This window comes from Pseudomonas sp. LSJ-87, from assembly GCF_032971465.1.
Classification (GTDB): domain Bacteria; phylum Pseudomonadota; class Gammaproteobacteria; order Pseudomonadales; family Pseudomonadaceae; genus Aquipseudomonas; species Aquipseudomonas putida_Z.
In genome coordinates, this window is record NZ_JAWJYQ010000024.1 from 80268 (window position 1) to 97012 (window position 16745).

Consider the following 16745-nt stretch of genomic DNA (forward strand, 5'->3'; position numbering starts at 1 on the left):
TTCAGATATTGGGCAGGATCAGGCCAGAGGCGCCCGGCTTTCTACTACTTTGGTACTGCCTTTGCTGTCTGATCGTCGCATTCACAATGCACCGCCACTGGCATGTAATGGGCCTATAACAAAAAGGACAAACCCCATGCCACGTGCCCTGCCCCGGCTGCCACGCCCATTGCTGGCGGCGCTTTCCCTGAGCCTGACGCTGGGCATCGCCCAGGCCGACACCACGCCGCTATTCTCCACCGACGGCTATCGCACCACCCTCTACCGCAGCCCGACCCCACAACAGGTCGAGGGCGGCCAGGTCATCGACACCGCCACCCTGCAAGGCCTGCTGGGGCACACACCAAGGCCGGTGCTGATCGACGTCTACCGCCGCCAATGGCTACAAGGCCGCTTCATCGAAGATGAACCCCACGCCAACATCCCCGGCAGCCGCTGGCTGGCCAACACCGGCGACGGCGAGCTGAGCCCGGCGTGGCACGATTACTTCGTGCGCAACCTGCAACAAGCCACCGCCGGGCGCACGGAGCAACCGCTGGTCTTTTACTGCCGCTCCGATTGCTGGTTAAGCTGGAACGCGGTAAAACGCGCGAAAGCCCTGGGCTATAAGAATCTGTATTGGTACCGCGACGGCCTGGACGCCTGGCAGCAGGCCAACCTGCCGCTGCAGCCGGCGCAGCCAGAACCCTTCCCCTGAATTCATCGCCTGCGAACGCGTGCCCGCTCCATCCAATAAAAACGAGGTGAAAAGGCCATGTACAAAATTCTGATTGCCGACGATCACCCCCTGTTTCGCGAAGCCATCCACAACGTTATCAGCGATGGCTTCCAGGGCAGCGAAGTCATGGAAACTGCCGACCTGGACAGCGCCCTGGCGCTGACCCACGAGCACGACGACCTCGACCTGATCCTGCTCGACCTGAACATGCCCGGCATGCATGGCCTCAATGGCCTGATCACCCTGCGCAACGAGGCACCGACCACGCCGGTGGTGATCGTCTCGGCCGAGCAGGAAAAGCAGATCGTGCTGCAGGCCATCACTTATGGTGCGGTGGGTTTCATCACCAAGTCCTCGCCCCGCTCACAGATGATCGAAGCGATCGAGCAGATCCTCAATGGCAACGTCTACCTGCCGCCCGACATCATCCGTGCCCAGAAAAGCAGCACCAGCCGGCGCCTTAACGATGCCCCGAGCTTCCCGCCGGAGATGCTCCAGGCCCTGACCCGCAAGCAGCTGCTGGTGCTCGAGCGCATGACCAAGGGCGAGTCGAACAAGCAGATCGCCTACACCCTGGATATCGCCGAGACCACGGTCAAGGCCCATGTTTCGGCGATCCTGCGCAAACTCAACGTGCACAACCGGGTGCAGGCCATCCTCAGTGCCGGTGATATCGATTTTGGTGATTACCTGCGGCGTTGATACCGCTATCTGGGGGCCGCCTTGCGGCCCATCGCCGGCAAGCCAGCTCCCACAGGTACTGCGCAACTCTCGAGTCCTGCGCAGTACCTGTGGGAGCCGGCTTGCCGGCGATGGGCTGCGCAGCAGCCCCAATACCGCTGACTGTCTGGCATCGCGGCTAGCCCTGGCTGCCCAGCAAATGGCTCATCGCCGCCTTCAGCTTCATCGGCCGCACCGGCTTGTGCATCAGGGTGTGGCCCAGCTCGCGGATCTGTTGCTTTAGCTCGTTGCTGTAGTTGGCGGTGATCATCATCGCCGGCAAGGGCTGGGCGCGGCGGGCATTGATCCGCGCCACGGCGTCGACGCCATTGCAGTCGTTGTCCAGGTGGTAGTCGGCGATCAGCAGGTCGGCCTCGGCATGGTAGTTGTCCACCTGGCGCGCCAGGTCTTCCTCCGACAGCGCGGTGACCACCCGGCAGCCCCACCCCTCCAGCAGGGTACGCATGCCGGCGCAAATCGCCGCATCGTTATCCAGCACCCACACCCGCGCCCCGCGCAGGCGTTCGAGCATCGGCTCGCTGATTGCCTGGCTCGGCTGGGCCTTGGGCGCGGTGGCGCTCAGCGGCACTTCGACCGCGAATACCGAGCCTTTGCCAAGCCATGACCGCACCCGAATCCGGTGGCCGAGGATGCCGGCGATCTTTTCCACGATCGCCAGGCCCAGGCCCAAGCCACGGTCCTGGTCCGGGCGCTGCACATCGCCGCGCCTGAACTCCTGGAACATTTCTTCCAGGTGCTCTTCGGCGATACCGATCCCGCTGTCCCATACCTCGATCCGCAAGCCGCCACGCTGGCGCCGGCAGCCCAGCACCACGCGCCCACTGCGGGTATAGCGAATGGCATTGCTGAGCAGGTTGCGCAGGATCCGCGCCAGCAGCTGGATGTCACTGCGCACCACGGCGGAACAGCCCACGAAATGCAGCTCAAGCCCTTCGCTGCGCGCCACCTGGGCGTATTCGGCAGCGAGGTTGTCCATCAGTTCGCGCAGGGCGAACGGGGCGACATCGGCCTTGATCACGCCGGCATCGAGCTTGGAAATATCCACCAGTGTACCTAGCAGGTTCTCCACATCCTCCAGCGAGTTGCTGACATTACGCACCAGGTGAGCACTGTTGTGCGGCTCGCGGTGTTCGAGCAAGGCACTGGTGAACAGCCGCGCCGCGTTCAGTGGCTGCAGCAGGTCATGGCTGACGGCGGCAAGGAACTTGGTTTTCGACAGGTTGGCCTGCTCGGCCTCGCGCTTGGCCTCGCGCAGGCGCGATTCCACCCGGCTGCGCTCCTCGATTTCGCGCAGCAGCTGTTCGTTCAGGCTGGTCAGTTCGGCAGTGCGCTCGCGTACCCGTTGCTCCAGGTGCTGATACGCCTGGTGCAGCGCCTGTGCGGTATTGCGCCGCTCGGTGATGTCGCGGATCAACACGAAGATGCCCACCACTTCGCCATTGGCCAGGCGGTTCGGCACGTAGGAGCGCAGCATGTAGCGTTCCTGGCCGTTGATGTTGGTTTCGGCAAACTCGAAGGTTACGCTCTCCCCCGCCAGCGCCCGCGCCACGTAGGCCTCCAGGCGCTGGTAATGCTGCTCGCTGTGGGCCTCGCGCAGGCTCTGACCCAGCATCACGCCGCGAGGCCAGCAGTACCATTCTTCATAGACCTTGTTGGTGAATTCGTAGACCAGGTCGGCATTCAGGTAGGCGATCAGCGCCGGCACATGGTCGGTGATCAGGCGAATCTGGTGCTGGTGTGCCGTCTCGGCCCGCTGCCGGGCCTCGCTGAGCAGGTGGTTGACGGCCTTGAGCTCGGCCATGGCCTGGTTCAGCGCTTCGGTGCGTTCGCGCACCTGCTCGGCCAGCACCACCGAATGCTGGAACGCGGCATAAGGGTCGTTGCCACGCGTGACGCCAGACTCGATACGCTCGATCAGTGCGCCGTTGATACGCTGCAGCTTGTGGTTCTGGTGCTGCAGCCGGGCAACCTCGGCCTGCAGTTCAGCGACCGACAGGAGGCCGGTTGCGGGCAATGGCGACCCCGGTGAAGGTCTGGTTGATGTGCATGCCATTGAACTGTTCTCCGTAGGTGTTGAAGCCGATCACCCGCTGCTCGCGCAGGAACGCGCCGATCGGCTCCAGGCCGTGCCGGGCTTCGAGCTCCAGCCGCCGCAGGAAGCAATCGCAACCGATGGTCAGCAGCAGCGGGCCGAGGCGCTGCTGCAAGCCGTCGAACAGCTGGTGCAGGTTCGGCAACAGCGGGCCCGGGGTCATGGCGGTGAGCACGATGCCGTTCTCCACCGCGCAGTAGAAACTCAGACTCAGGTCCGGGTGCACTTGCTGGATCGCCCGCACGTAATACTGGTCATGGATGCGCACGCCCAGCGGATGGGCGGCGAACACTTGATGATCGAGCTCGGCCACCGGCACGCCGATGTGCCGGGCGTATTCCTCGGCAGCAGGCTCGGCATTCAGTTCGAAGACCCGGCGCTGTGCACTGTCGGCACCGGTGACCACCAGCTTTTCCTGGCGCGGCAGGATGTGGTGGGTGGTGAACACTTCGAAGTCGAGCCAGGTATTGACCAGCACCACCACCGCGGCGCCGTGGTGGAACGCGCCGCCGAAATACACGTGGGTGCGGGTCAGGTAGTTGTCGTCGCCGGCCGAACCGCCGAAATGCGGGATATCGCCGAGGGCCGCACTGAGGGCGGCGAGCACCATTTCCTCGCGGCTGGACAGGCCGTCGAGCAGGGTCAGGGCAAAGCTGTGGCCCTTGATCGGCGCCAGGGTGTTGCTGCGGCAGGTGCCGACCAGGCGCTCGACCATCTGCTGGGCGTCGATCAGGCTGAAGCGCTCCATTTCATCGATCAGTTCGGTGGCGATGGAAAAGTGCCGATGATCGAACCCGACTGCCGTTATGCAATTGCGGCCGTAGCCCAGCGGGGTGATTTCGCCGGCGCTGGTGCAACCGACCAGGCGGATGCCGCCAAAACCCTGCTCCAAGGCTTCGCCCAAGGCTTGCAGGTCGTATTCGGCGGAGCAGAAGAACAGCACGAAGCCCAGGTGCGGGTGCAGCAACTGCGCCGCCAGCTCCTGGGCTGCCTGCCGGGCGTCGGTTGCCTGGGACATGGCGCTGACCACACCGTCGTTGTGAGCCTGCTGCATCGTGGTCTCCGGCGCGGGGTGGCTGAGTGATGAGTGTACGAAGGCGATCATCGAGGACGAATGCTACTTGGGTAGCGGGTGGGCGGTTCCATGGTTGTAATAGCTTTTCCTGAAGATTGCCGGGGCCGCTGCGCGGCCCTTTCGCGACGCAAGGCCGCTCCCACATCGACCGCGCAAGCCCATGTGGGAGCGGCCTTGCGTCGCGAAAGGGCTGCGCAGCAGCCCCAGCAATCTTGAGCCGAGGCCGAGGGCTACCAGGTGAGCACCGCCCCCACCGCAAAGGTATCGGTGTCTTCGTTCTGGCCACTGGTTTCATGGCCGTCGATGGAAAACTGGTTGTACTCGGCAACCAGCTTGAGGTTGTCGTTGACGTCATGGAACAGCGCCACGCCACGGGTCTCGTAATCCGCACCACTGCCCACCGCGCCGTTGCCATCGTCCTTGGTCTTGCCATAGGACAGCGCCACCCGGTTCTTGCCGACCTTGTAGGAGCCCTGCAGCAGGTAGCCATCGCTGTCGACATTGCGCAAGGTCGGCTCGCCAGCGTTGTTGGTGAAGAACGGGTTGATGCCCTTGGCCTGGAACCCCGAGCCGGTCAGCGACAGCCCCCCCATCTTCGCCTGCACACCGTAGCCGACACCTTTGGAGGTGACCGACTGCACCGCCGGGTCGGTGTTGTCGGAGGTCTGGTAGCTGCCGTTGACCCAGCTGTAGATCTGCGCCCCACCCAGGTCGAACTGGTAGGTGATCTCGCTTTCGGTACGCGGGTTTTCCTGGTAGGCCTTGCCGGTCGGGCTGCTGTCGTTGGTGTCCACCGGGTCCATGATGCCCACCGCCACCCGCAGGCCGTCCATCACTGGCGTGCGGTAGGTGATCTGCGAGGTGGGGAACGGGTACGGGTAGCCGCTACCGATGTTGCCGAACGATACCCCGCCGCCGTCCACCAGCCCCAGGGTGTCACTGACCTGGCCATAACCGGCCAGCAGTTCGTCGAGCAGGATATTGGAACGGGCGAACAGCCCGAAGTCCTTGCCGATCAGCACCTCGCCCCACTCGGGGTTGGCCACGGTGCCGTAGAACTGGCGCACGTCGATGGCGGTGTCGGTGCCGTTGGTTTCGCTGTCGTTGATGGTCACCCAGAACGAGGCACGCGCGCCGAGCTTCAGGTCATCCACCTGCTTGCCCATGTTGAAGCCCAGGTAGTTGGGCAGAAAGCCCATCTTCACCCGTGACTGGCGGCGATCGAACTGCTCGCCCTGCCGGTCGACATCGCTGTTGACGTAGAAGGCGTTGATATAGCCGTCGGTGGAAAACGTCGTCTGGTCCTTGTCGTACAGCATGATCTCGGCCTGGGCGAGGCTGCTCAGGCAAAGGGTCGACAGGCTGACGGTAACAGCCGCCAGCAAGCGTGGGGACAGATTCTTATTGTTGTACATGGCGCGCTCCGAAACGGGGACGGGATGTCGGAGGCGATTATCAGAAGCTGGCAAACAGCCAGAAACGCTGCCTTGGAGGGGGCTGCCAGGTGCTTTGGGCCCGCGCGCGGGGCGTGATGATTCCGGCCCAGGACCGGGTTACGCCCAGAGGCAAGACTTCTGGCGTAACCCACAGGAGCAGGCGAGGATCAATACGGCAGACTGGAGCGAGCCCCGGTCAAAGGTCCAGGGCACCACTGAGCAACGCGCCTAGCGTGCTTGAGGCATCAGCCCGTTGCTCGTCCAGCAGACACAACGGCAGGCCTTGCCAGGCGGGTGGCGAATCGGCCAGCCCCTCGCCAATCAAGGCCAGCGGACAAGCGATCTGCATTTGCAGCGAACGCAGGCGCCTGGCCAAGGCAGGGTCCACCGGCACCTGAACCTTGATCACCAGTGCCGCAGGCTGCATCGCCGCACATAGCATGGGGATTTCTTCCAGCGGCTGCCCGCACCCGAGAACTTCGATGCGTTGCTGTTCGCCGCTCAACAACAGCCCGGTACACAATACCTGCAGTTCGGCTTGCCCCTCGGTGCCTGCCAGCAGCACGCGCGGCGCATCGGCCTGGTTCATCTGCAGACGCAGCAGCAGGCGGGCGCGCAGGAACATGTCCAGAAACAGCCATTGGCTACGCTGGCCCGGCGCAATGCCTGAAGCCAGGCCATGCCAGACCGGCATCAGCACCTGGCGCAGCACGCTGGCCTTGGGCAGGATGGTGAACAACTGCCCGTGGATGGCTTCCAACGCTTGTGTATCGAATGCCTGGGTGGCGCGCTCCACGGCGACGCGCCAGTCGTCGAAGCCCGAGTGCTGCTGCACCGGCGCATCTGGCTGACCTGCGAGGATGTCGCCTACCTTGCTGATGGGCACGCCATTGCCGGTCCAGTGCAAGATGTCGCGTATGCGCTGGACATCCCGGGCCGTGTACAGCCGATGGCCGCCCTCGGTGCGCTGCGGGCTTATCAACCCATGGCGCCGCTCCCAGGCCCGCAAGGTCACCGGATTGATGCCGGTCAGGCTGACCACATCGCGCATGGGTAACAAATCGGCTGGGGTGGCGTCAGTCATGATGAGGGTTTATCTGGGGGGTGGCACATTCTAAACCCATATGCACCTTCTGCGGCGAGCCTCGTTGGTTCATCATGCAACAAACGGCGCCGAGGCCTTCTGCACGCAGGCCAGGCTGCGCACTTCGCATACAAATGCCTGTAGGTGGGCCCCATGATCAACGCGAAACTCCTGCAACTGATGGTCGAGCATTCCAACGATGGCATCGTCGTCGCAGAGCAAGAAGGCGACGACAGCATCCTCATCTACGTCAACCCCGCCTTCGAGCGCCTGACCGGTTATCGCGCCGAGGAAATCCTGTATCAGGACTGCCGTTTTCTGCAGGGCGAAGATCATGACCAGGCGGGCCTCGACAGCATCCGCGAGGCAATCCGTGGAGGCCTCCCATGCTGCCAGGTGCTGCGCAATTACCGCAAGGACGGGAGCCTGTTCTGGAACGAGTTGTCCATCACGCCCGTGCACAACGAAGCGGACCAGTTGACGTACTACATCGGCATCCAGCGCGACGTTACAGCGCAGGTTTTCGCCGAGGAAAAGCTACGCGAGCTGGAGGCCGAGGTAGCTGAATTGCGCCGGCAACTGGGCCAGGCGGAGCGCTGACCAAAACCTATACAAGGCCGTTGACTTGTATAGATTTACGCTTAGACTTCAGCTATACCTGTACAGCAAGCCATTTCTGTACAGGATTTCCTGGAGCCCAGCATGTCAGCGTATCTGCAGCAATTCGCCGAGCATTTCACCCGCCTCGACGGGGGCAACCTCGGCACCCTTGAAAAGCTGTACAGCGACGATGTCACCTTTCGCGATCCGTTGCATCAGATTCAGGGGCTGCGGGCTCTGCGGGCCTATTTCGCGCAGTTGTACGCCAACGCTCACGATATCCGCTATGCCTTTTCCAGCGTCGACGAAGTGACGCCCGGGCAAGGTTACCTGCGCTGGACCCTGCAGTTCCGCCATCCACGCCTGGCCGCTGGTGAGCAGATCACCTTGCAGGGATGCAGTTACCTGCAATGGCATGAACGGGTCCATTTTCACCAGGATTATTTCGACGCAGCAGCACTGCTCTACGAACACGTTCCGGTAATGGGCCGTGCGATTCGATGGCTCAAAGGCAGGGTCGCATGAGCCGCTGCTGGCTGACAGGCGCAAGCAGCGGTATCGGTGCCGCACTTGCACAATGCCTGCTGGAGCAAGGCCACCAGGTTGCCTTGGGCGGACGCAATGCGGATCGTCTCGCGCCGTTGGCTGAACACTTTCCCGGGCAGGTGCTGCTGGCCATCGGCGACCTCGACGACCCTGTACAGGTATCCGGGATCGCAACCCGTATCGAGCAGGCCTGGGGAGCGCTGGACCAGGCGATCCTCAATGCAGGCACCTGCGAGTACCTGGAACCGGGCCATTTCGACCCAGCCCTTGTCGAGCGCGTGGTCCGTACCAATTTCCTTGCCGTCAGCTACTGCCTGGCAGCGGCCCTGCCCTTGCTTCGCGCCGGTCAGCACCCTCACCTGGTAGTTATGGGCAGTTCGGTGACCTGGCTGGCCCTGCCCCGCGCCGGTGCCTATGGCGCGTCCAAGGCAGCCGTGCGCTACCTGGTGGAATCGCAGCGCATCGACCTGGCCCGCGAGGGCATCGCCGTCACCCTCGTCAGCCCTGGCTTTGTAGATACGCCATTGACCCGTCGCAACGATTTCCCCATGCCCCAGCTATGGTCGGCACAGCGTGCAGCCAGCCATATCGCCAGACGCCTCCCCGAGCGCCCGCTGGAAATCAACTTCCCCCTGCTTTTCACCCTGGTATTGCGACTGCTCGGCGCACTGCCCGCACGCCTGCGCCTGGCGCTAGGGCAACACCTTGCCCGTCATGAACAGGAATGATGATCCATGCGTATAGCAATAATCGGCAGCGGCATCGCAGGGCTATCCTGCGCTCATCTGCTGTCACGCAGGCATGAGGTTACGGTTTTCGAAGCCGAGCAATGGATCGGGGGCCACACGCATACCCTCGACGTGATCTGGCAGGGTGAACGCCATGCAATAGATACCGGCTTCATCGTATTCAATGACTGGACCTATCCGCACTTCATACGCTTGCTCGAGCACCTGAAAGTCGCCTCGCGGCCGACCGAAATGAGTTTCTCCGTGCATGATCCGGCCACCGGCCTGGAATACAACGGGCACGACCTGAATACCTTGTTTGCCCAACGCCGCAACCTGGTGTCCCCGAGGTTCTGGGGGATGCTAAGGGACATTCTGCGTTTCAACCGTCAGGCGCTCGCCGACCTGGATAACCAGCGTATCGATGCCAACGCTACCCTGGGCGCCTACCTCCAGATGCAGCGGTATGGGCAGCGTTTCATCGATCATTACATCGTACCGATGGGCTCGGCGATATGGTCGATGTCCCGCGCGGACATGCTCGGCTTCCCACTTGCGTTCTTCGTGCGGTTCTGTCGCAACCACGGCTTGTTGTCGGTCAACCAACGCCCACAGTGGCGCGTGATCGAAGGGGGCTCGCGCAGCTATGTCGGTCCGCTGTGCCGACCGTTTGCCGGGCGCATCCGCCTCGACTGCAAGGTTTACCGGGTCAGCCGCGACGAAGGTGGCGTCACCCTGATGAGCGCTGCCGGTACCGAACGTTACGACAATGTGGTGTTTGCCTGCCACAGCGACCAGGCCCTGGCGCTGCTGGAAGCGCCGAGCGTGCAGGAGCGGGAAGTGCTCGGCGCCATCGGCTATGCCAGCAATGATGTGGTGCTGCACACCGATACCCGTCTGCTACCCCGCCGCAAACGCGCCTGGGCCAGCTGGAACTACCGGCTCGGCGGGCCACAGCAGGCGCCTGCCGCGCTGACTTACAACATGAGCATTCTGCAAGGCATCCAGGCACCGACGACGTTCTGCGTGAGCCTCAACCAGACCGCGCTGGTGGATCCGGCGCAGATCATTGCCCGCTTCCAGTACGACCATCCGCAATACAGCCTTGCGGCGTGCGCCGCGCAGGCGCGCCAGGAACAGCTGCAGGGCCAGCGCCACAGCTACTTCTGCGGCGCCTACTGGGGCAACGGCTTTCACGAGGATGGCGTGGTCAGTGCGTTGAAGGTGGCCGCGCATTTCGGAGAGCACCTGTGAACAGCAGCCTTTGCGTGGGCTGGGTCAGCCACCGGCGCCTGGCGCCGCGCCCCCACGCCTTCCGCTACAGGATCGGCATGTTCTACCTGGACCTGGACGAGCAAGCCTTGCTGACAGGCCTGTCACGTTGGCTGTGGCGCTGGCGTCTGGCGCCGCTCAGCTGGCACCCGGTAGATTACCTGCCAGCTCGGACCCGCCGCGGCGAGACGCTAGCCCAGGCTGCACGTTCGCTGGTGCACAACGCGACGGGAGAGATGCCTGAGGGGCCGGTGCACCTGCTCACGCAATTGCGTTGCTGGGGGCTGTCGTTCAACCCGGTCAGTTTCTATTTCTGCCATGACCGCGACGGACGACTGACGGCAATCCTGCTGGAGGTGCGAAACACGCCATGGCGCGAACGCTTCCATTACGTGCTGCCGGTCAGCGAAAACCTTGCCAGGCCCTTCACTGTCACCAAGGCCTTTCATGTGTCGCCTTTCATGCCACTGCACATGGACTATCGCTTGCACTTTGCCCTGGACGCAGAGCATGTGCGCATCCACATGGAGAACTGGCAAGCCGATAGCAAGGTGTTCGAGGCCGACCTGGCCCTGCAGCGCCAGCCGCTGGATAAAGCCGCCGTGCACCGATACGTACTGGCCTTCCCCTGGATGAGCCTGCGCACCGTCGCGGCCATCTACTGGCAGGCACTGCGCCTGTTGTTCAAACGCACGCCCATCCATGACCACACGCCCAGCCAGAGTGACCTGGCGCTCGGCCATTCCTGCGAGGACCCTGATGATGTCGAACCCCACCCTGAGCGTTAGCAAGTTCGCCGGCCTCGGGCCGTTGTTCGGTGGCCTGGCACGAAACGCCGTGCTCGCCAGCCTGGGCAGGCTGCGCCATGGCCATTTGCGCCTGCTCAGCCACGGGCAGCAATGGAGCTTCGGTGACGCCGACAGCCCGCTGCAGGCCGAGGTGGAAATCCTTGATGACATCACCTGGAGCCTGATAGCCGGCAATGGTTCGATCGGTGCTGGCGAAGCCTACATCCACGGCTATTGGCGAAGTCCCGACCTGGCGCTGGTGACTCGCCTGTTTGTCGCAAACCTTGAGGTACTTGACACCCTCGAGGGTGGTCTGGCCCGCTTCGGCCGCCCTGCCCTGCGGTTGCAGCACAAACTCAACCGCAACAGCAGGCGCGGTGCCCGCCGCAATATCCTGGCGCACTACGACCTGGGCAATGCCCTGTTCGAGCGGCTGCTGGACCCCACCATGATGTATTCGGCAGCCCGGTTCGAACACCCTGAACAGACGCTGGAACAAGCTCAGTTGCACAAGCTGGAGCGCATCTGCCAGAAGCTGGAACTGTGCCCTGCCGACCATCTGCTGGAGATCGGCTGCGGGTGGGGCAGCCTGGCAATCCACGCCGCCACCCGATATGGCTGCAAGGTCACCACCACCACGCTTTCCGAGGCGCAGTACAGCCATACCCTGCAACGTGTTCAGGCCCTGGGGCTGGAGCAGCGCGTGAAAGTGCTTCGCGAAGACTACCGCGATCTTCAAGGCACCTTCGACAAACTGGTCTCGATCGAGATGATCGAGGCTGTCGGCCACCGTTACCTGCCGGTGTATTTCCGCCAGTGCGCCTCGCTACTCAAGCCCGACGGGCTGATGCTGTTGCAGGCGATCACCATCCGCGATCAGCGCTATGCAAAGGCGCGGCGGTCGGTCGATTTCATCCAGCGCTACATCTTCCCCGGTGGCGCCCTGCCTTCGTTGAGCGTGATGCTGGAAACTGCCAGCCGGCACACCGCACTCAACCTCTTGCACATGGAAGATTTCGGTCAGGACTATGCCCGCACCCTGCGGCACTGGCGAGAAAACCTGCGCCAGGCACGCGCTGAGTTGACGGACCTGGGCTACGACGACATGTTCCAGCGCCTGTGGGAGTTCTACCTGTGTTACTGCCAAGGCGGTTTTGAGGAGCGCGCCATCGGTGTCGCGCATCTGCTCTGGGCAGCGCCCCAGGCACGGCGCGCGCCCTTGCCTGGCAGTGCCTGATGAGCCGTCGCTGGCTGCTTGCCAATGCCTTGTGGCTACAGGCTGGCTGGTGGCTATGCGTATTGGGGGCCGAAAAAACCTTCCTGTCGTTGCTTGTGATTCCTGGCCTGGCCGTGCACCTGAGCCTGTGCCCGGACGTCCACGCAGAGGTCAAGGCGCTGTTGCGCGTAACGCCGGTGGGATGTGTCCTGGACAGCGTGCTGGGCGCGCTGGGCGTGTTCGGTTTCGACACTTGGCCACTGCCGCTGTGGCTTGCGCTGCTGTGGCTGGTGCTGGCCAGCGGCATGCGCCACAGCCTGGCATGGGCCGGCAGGCACTGGCGGCTCGGTGCGCTGGTGGGTGCAGTTGGCGGCCCTCTGGCCTATCTGAGCGGGGCGAGGTTGGCAAATGTCGACTTGCCCATGGGCACGCTGGAAACCGGCCTGTTACTGGTGCCGATATGGGCCGCTACCCTGCCCTTGCTCGCGCGCCTCGCGGTGCGGTGCTGACCTGCGGCATCGTTCGGAGCAGTAGCGCACCTGCGCCCAGCAACGCGCCCAGCGCTTGCGCCAGTTGAACGGCCGCCCACACACCACGCAGATCTTGCTGGGCAAAAGACCCTTTTTCATATCGGCTGCGCCGCATCGAGTTGTGCCAGCAGTGACTGGCCACGCTGCCACACGGCATCGCGACGGTCAGCCGCCATGCCATCCAGGCTTCGATAGACCAGCGCCAGACGCGGGTTAGCCGAAAGTTCCGAGCGATGGCGAATCAGAAAATGCCAATACAAGGCATTGAACGGGCAGCCATCCACCTCGGTCACGTGGTCAACCCTGTAACTGCACGCCTTGCAATGGTCGGACATGCGCTGGATATAACGACCACTGGCGCAGTAAGGCTTGGACCCCAGGTAGCCGCCGTCGGCGTACATCACCATACCAAGCGTGTTGGGCAGCTCGACCCAGTCGAAGGCATCCATGTAGACCGCCAGGTACCACTCACAAATCGCGGCTGGGGCGATACCGGCCAGCAAGGCGAAGTTGCCGGTGACCATAAGCCGCTGGATATGGTGAGCGTAGCCCAGGCGAAGGGTCTGGCCGATGGCCTGCTCCATGCAGCGCATGCGGGTGCGCCCGGTCCAGTAGAATTCCGGCAACGCTCGCTCGTTGCCCAGGTAGTTGAGCGCCGCATACTCCGGCATGCGCAGCCAGTAGATGCCGCGCACATACTCGCGCCAGCCGATCAACTGGCGGATGAAGCCCTCTGCTGCATTGAGCGGTACTCGCCCCTCGCGCCAGGCCTTGTCGACCTCCTCGCACAGGCAACGTACGTCCAGAAGCCCGATGTTCAGCGCCGCACTGATGCGCGCATGGAACAGGTACGGCTCGCCCTCGGCCATCGCATCCTGGTAGTCACCGAAAGCTGCCAGGCCGAAATCCAGAAAGTGTTGCCAGAGCTGCCTTGCCTCGGCATGAGTCACCGGGTAGTCGAAACCGTCGATGGCTCCGTAGTGGTCGCTGAAGCGTTGGCGTACCAGGGCTATTACCGCTGCCGTGATCTCGTCCTGCTCGAAATGCGCGGCGAAGGGGCCACGCAGCTGGCGGGGCAAGGCCTTGCGATTGTCGCCATCGAGATTCCAGGTTCCACCTGCCGGGCTGCCGTCAGGCTCCAGCAGCAGACCGGTACGCTTGCGCATGCCACGGTAGAAGTACTCCATACGCAGTTGGCCGCGTTCCCGGGCCCAGCGCGCGAAGGCTTCGCGAGAACAGAGAAATCGCGTGTCGCGATGCCACACAAGCGGCAGTGAGGCATCGCGCAACGCCTGCTCCAGGCGCCACTCTCCGCACTCGGTCAGGTGAATATGCGTGGCTCTCAGGGCTTGCTGCCAGCGCCGCAACTCGCCAACGATGGTTCCGCTGTTGCCGTCATCATCAAGTTTCACATAATGCACCTGCCAACCGCGCTCGCGCAGTGCCAGTGCGAAGTGCCGCATGGCGCTGAAGATCAGGACGATCTTCAGCGGATGATGCGGCACGTACCTGGCCTCCCCTTCCACTTCCGCCATCAGCACAGCATCGCGGGCAGGATCGAGGGCTTTCAGGCTTGCCAGGTCGAACGACAGCTGGTCACCCAATACCAGGCCCAGGCGCATCGTTCAGGTTACCCCAGGCTGGTAAACGTTACCGCTACGCAGATTCATGGCACACCCTCCAGCAGACGCTGACGCAGTTGTTGATCCCTGGCCCGTGGATCGAGCCAGATGGCGAAGAACGCCCGGGCAAAGGCCGGGTCGGCGATCGCCCGGCTGAGTTTGCCATCGACGTAGAAACGGCAGCCCTGCCCCGGCATGTACAAGCCGGTGATGCGCATCCCAGGGCGTACATCCACGAACGCCTGCTGCATGGCCTGGGACCACGCCGCGCGCCGCTGCGGCGTCAGGCTATCAGGATCCAGGCGGTACATTTCCTCGAGGCTGGCCTTCACGAGCATGTCTCTGGACAGCGTCCGGTGATAGGCGAGTTCAAGGGCAAAAGGCCGGTTCCAGTCCTGAACCGGACCTGCTGCCCATAGCTGTGCGGTGTAAAGACGCAGGCCGAACCAGGTGAACTCACCGGAGCCCAGCCGTTGCGCTGCCGGCAGCTCCGCTCGCCAGTCCGCCGCCTCGGACAGGCCTGTCAGTAGCAGGCAAAGCCAGGTCCAACGAGCAGTGCGCCCCATGGTAACCTCGAGCACTCCAAAATACCTGTACAACATTGGTAATTATGTACAGGTTTTAGCCATATTGTACAATTTTTAGTGTCTACCCCGTAGCGACATGTCGGCGTAAGTGGTGAACAGGCGGACATACGGTGATGCCAGGAAAAGGAGGCAGTTCAGTGAACCTTATCAATGACCTTCAATCTCCCGCCAACGTACTGGTCTGCGGAGCCAGCCAGGGAATTGGCCTTGCACTGTGCACGCAGTTGCTGGGGCGCGCCGACATCGGGCGGGTGTTTGCCGTCTCGCGACATGCCACCAGCAGCCCTTCGCTGGATGCTTTGTTCGCCGAGCACCCAAGACAGTTGGTTCGCATCGACTGCGACGCGTGTTCCGAAGTGGCACTGCAAACACTGGCGGCACGGGTGGGCGCCTGCTGCGACCAGCTGAACCTTGTACTGTGCACGCTTGGCGTGCTGCAAGAGGCACCCGCACGGGCCGAAAAAGCGCTGACACAGGTGGACATGGCTGGGCTGCTGGCCAGCTTCACGACCAACTGTTTCGCCCCTGTCCTGCTGCTCAGGCACTTGCTTCCCTTGTTGCGACAGCAACCGATGACCTATGTGGCACTGTCGGCGCGGGTCGGGTCGATCAGCGACAACCATCTTGGCGGATGGTATAGCTATCGCGCCAGCAAGGCCGCGCTCAACCAGCTTCTGCACACTGCGAGCATCGAACTCAAGCGACTGAACCCTGCTTCCACGGTACTATTGCTGCATCCCGGGACCACCGACACCCGCCTTTCCCAACCCTTTCAGGGCAATGTACCGCCGGGAAAACTGTTCTCGCCGGCATTTGCAGCGACATGCATCCTAGCGCTGGTGAGCCGACACGGCCCCGACCAGAGCGGTACATTCTGGGCGTGGGACGGCACACCGATTGCCTGGTGACGCCAAAGCCAGCATGGCTTGGCTTCTCTTGTCAGCTGAACACCCAGAGCACGCGGGTGGGCTTGTCGGTGAGGTTGGCGTAACGAAAACTTGCGTGGGGTTGCAGCTGAAAACTGTCACTGGCGCGCAGCGTTACCGGCTCGCCGCCATCCAGCCAGACGGTCAGTTCGCCTTCGAGCACGAAGCAGCCCTGCTCCGAGCTGTCGTCCAGGTACTCCTCGCCACTGCTGGCCCCAGGCTCCAGGTGGCTGTCGAGCATGGAGAACGCGCCCGTTATCGTGGGGGATGCCAGCACATCGGTGATGCCACCGGCCAGGTGAAGGGTACGACGCTCGTGAGGGCGGGTGACCCACTCGAGTTCGCGCGGCTGGTCCAGCTTGTAGAAATAGGCCGTGGAGACGCCGAGCTCTTCGCTGATAGCCGTGAGGTCGGCCACGGTTGGGCGGGATACACCCCGTTCGACCTGGGACAGAAAGCCCACCGAACGGCCGATGCGCTGCGCCAGTTCGCCCAGTGTCAGGCCCTTGAACTTGCGCAGGTCGCGAATCAGTACGGCCAGGCCTTCGATCTCTTCGTGCACTTTCATGGTTGAATCGCGACTTTCGGATGGGAAAAATTGATGCCCTGAAAAGTACATGATTCATTTCACAAAGCAAGATTCTTCAAGGAATTGCGGGAACCGGCAGTTTAATTCGGGGCCGCCTTGCGGCCCATCGCCGGCAAGCCAGCTCCCACCTCGACCGCATCGACTTCAAGTCATGCGCAGTACCTGTGGGAGCTGGCTTGCCGGCGATGGGCTGCA

The 16745-nt window shown here is 62.9% G+C and carries 18 protein-coding genes; 10 read left to right on the forward strand and 8 right to left on the reverse strand.

The window, feature by feature from the left end; all coding sequences use genetic code 11:
• Positions 1 to 136: 136 nt before the first annotated feature.
• Entirely contained in the window at positions 137 to 697 is a 561-nt protein-coding gene (locus tag RYH74_RS16250) for a PQQ-dependent catabolism-associated CXXCW motif protein (RefSeq protein WP_286100075.1), read from the forward strand.
• 57 nt (positions 698 to 754) lie between these two features.
• Positions 755 to 1420, forward strand: a complete 666-nt coding sequence (locus RYH74_RS16255) for a response regulator transcription factor (RefSeq protein ID WP_013972165.1) — start codon at positions 755 to 757, stop codon at positions 1418 to 1420.
• A 157-nt stretch (positions 1421 to 1577) separates the two neighbouring features.
• Here RYH74_RS16255 and RYH74_RS16260 read toward each other — a convergent pair whose 3' ends face one another.
• The 4 genes from RYH74_RS16260 to RYH74_RS16275 form a co-directional block, all read right to left on the reverse strand.
• On the reverse strand, positions 1578 to 3473 hold the full coding sequence (locus RYH74_RS16260; protein ID WP_317409748.1) for a NahK/ErcS family hybrid sensor histidine kinase/response regulator: 1896 nt from the start codon (positions 3471 to 3473) through the stop codon (positions 1578 to 1580).
• Entirely contained in the window at positions 3442 to 4605 is a 1164-nt protein-coding gene (gene nosP / locus RYH74_RS16265; protein WP_317409749.1) for a nitric oxide-sensing protein NosP, read from the reverse strand. The genes RYH74_RS16260 and nosP overlap by 32 nt, the downstream gene beginning before the upstream one ends.
• A 251-nt stretch (positions 4606 to 4856) precedes the next feature.
• A complete protein-coding gene (locus RYH74_RS16270) occupies positions 4857 to 6041 on the reverse strand; it encodes a porin (protein ID WP_317409750.1) in 1185 nt (394 codons plus the stop codon).
• Between the two features lie 217 nt (positions 6042 to 6258).
• Positions 6259 to 7146: a MerR family transcriptional regulator gene (locus RYH74_RS16275; RefSeq protein WP_075045537.1), complete on the reverse strand. Its 888-nt coding sequence runs from the start codon at positions 7144 to 7146 to the stop codon at positions 6259 to 6261.
• A 153-nt stretch (positions 7147 to 7299) separates the two neighbouring features.
• Here RYH74_RS16275 and RYH74_RS16280 point away from each other — a divergent pair, with 153 nt between their 5' ends.
• The 7 genes from RYH74_RS16280 to RYH74_RS16310 all read left to right on the forward strand — a co-directional run bounded on the left by RYH74_RS16280 (position 7300) and on the right by RYH74_RS16310 (position 12805).
• A complete protein-coding gene (locus RYH74_RS16280; protein ID WP_046613898.1) occupies positions 7300 to 7746 on the forward strand; it encodes a PAS domain S-box protein in 447 nt (148 codons plus the stop codon).
• 102 nt (positions 7747 to 7848) lie between these two features.
• Positions 7849 to 8271 carry a nuclear transport factor 2 family protein gene (locus RYH74_RS16285; RefSeq protein ID WP_075045538.1) on the forward strand — a complete coding sequence of 141 codons (423 nt, stop codon included), beginning with the start codon at positions 7849 to 7851 and terminating at the stop codon, positions 8269 to 8271.
• Positions 8268 to 9020, forward strand: coding sequence for an SDR family NAD(P)-dependent oxidoreductase (locus tag RYH74_RS16290; RefSeq protein ID WP_317409751.1), 753 nt, complete (start codon positions 8268 to 8270; stop codon positions 9018 to 9020). Before RYH74_RS16285 ends, RYH74_RS16290 begins: the two co-directional genes overlap by 4 nt.
• A gap of 6 nt (positions 9021 to 9026) precedes the next feature.
• Positions 9027 to 10274, forward strand: coding sequence for an NAD(P)/FAD-dependent oxidoreductase (locus RYH74_RS16295; protein WP_317409752.1), 1248 nt, complete (start codon positions 9027 to 9029; stop codon positions 10272 to 10274).
• Positions 10271 to 11080, forward strand: a complete 810-nt coding sequence (locus RYH74_RS16300) for a DUF1365 domain-containing protein (protein WP_317409753.1) — start codon at positions 10271 to 10273, stop codon at positions 11078 to 11080. Before RYH74_RS16295 ends, RYH74_RS16300 begins: the two co-directional genes overlap by 4 nt.
• On the forward strand, positions 11055 to 12317 hold the full coding sequence (locus tag RYH74_RS16305) for a cyclopropane-fatty-acyl-phospholipid synthase family protein (protein ID WP_317409754.1): 1263 nt from the start codon (positions 11055 to 11057) through the stop codon (positions 12315 to 12317). Before RYH74_RS16300 ends, RYH74_RS16305 begins: the two co-directional genes overlap by 26 nt.
• On the forward strand, positions 12317 to 12805 hold the full coding sequence (locus RYH74_RS16310) for a DUF2878 domain-containing protein (RefSeq protein WP_075045542.1): 489 nt from the start codon (positions 12317 to 12319) through the stop codon (positions 12803 to 12805). The genes RYH74_RS16305 and RYH74_RS16310 overlap by 1 nt, the downstream gene beginning before the upstream one ends.
• Here RYH74_RS16310 and RYH74_RS16315 read toward each other — a convergent pair.
• Genes RYH74_RS16315 through RYH74_RS16325 form a run of 3 tightly spaced genes read right to left on the reverse strand, consistent with a single transcriptional unit; the run spans position 12743 to position 15014 of the window.
• Complete coding sequence (locus RYH74_RS16315; RefSeq protein ID WP_085616094.1) at positions 12743 to 12925, reverse strand: DUF2256 domain-containing protein; 183 nt, start codon at positions 12923 to 12925, stop codon at positions 12743 to 12745. The genes RYH74_RS16310 and RYH74_RS16315 overlap by 63 nt on opposite strands.
• On the reverse strand, positions 12922 to 14448 hold the full coding sequence (locus RYH74_RS16320) for a cryptochrome/photolyase family protein (protein WP_075045544.1): 1527 nt from the start codon (positions 14446 to 14448) through the stop codon (positions 12922 to 12924). The genes RYH74_RS16315 and RYH74_RS16320 overlap by 4 nt, the downstream gene beginning before the upstream one ends.
• Positions 14449 to 14492: 44 nt before the next feature.
• Entirely contained in the window at positions 14493 to 15014 is a 522-nt protein-coding gene (locus RYH74_RS16325) for a chalcone isomerase family protein (protein WP_075047001.1), read from the reverse strand.
• A 158-nt stretch (positions 15015 to 15172) separates the two neighbouring features.
• Between RYH74_RS16325 and RYH74_RS16330 the strand changes: the two genes are divergently transcribed.
• Complete coding sequence (locus RYH74_RS16330) at positions 15173 to 15943, forward strand: SDR family NAD(P)-dependent oxidoreductase (protein WP_075045545.1); 771 nt, start codon at positions 15173 to 15175, stop codon at positions 15941 to 15943.
• Positions 15944 to 15974: 31 nt separating this feature from the next.
• On the opposite strand, the gene RYH74_RS16335 is transcribed toward RYH74_RS16330, so the two are convergent.
• Positions 15975 to 16529 (reverse strand): helix-turn-helix domain-containing protein, encoded by a 555-nt coding sequence (locus tag RYH74_RS16335; RefSeq protein ID WP_025339569.1) that lies wholly within the window; start codon positions 16527 to 16529, stop codon positions 15975 to 15977.
• Positions 16530 to 16745 lie beyond the last annotated feature (216 nt).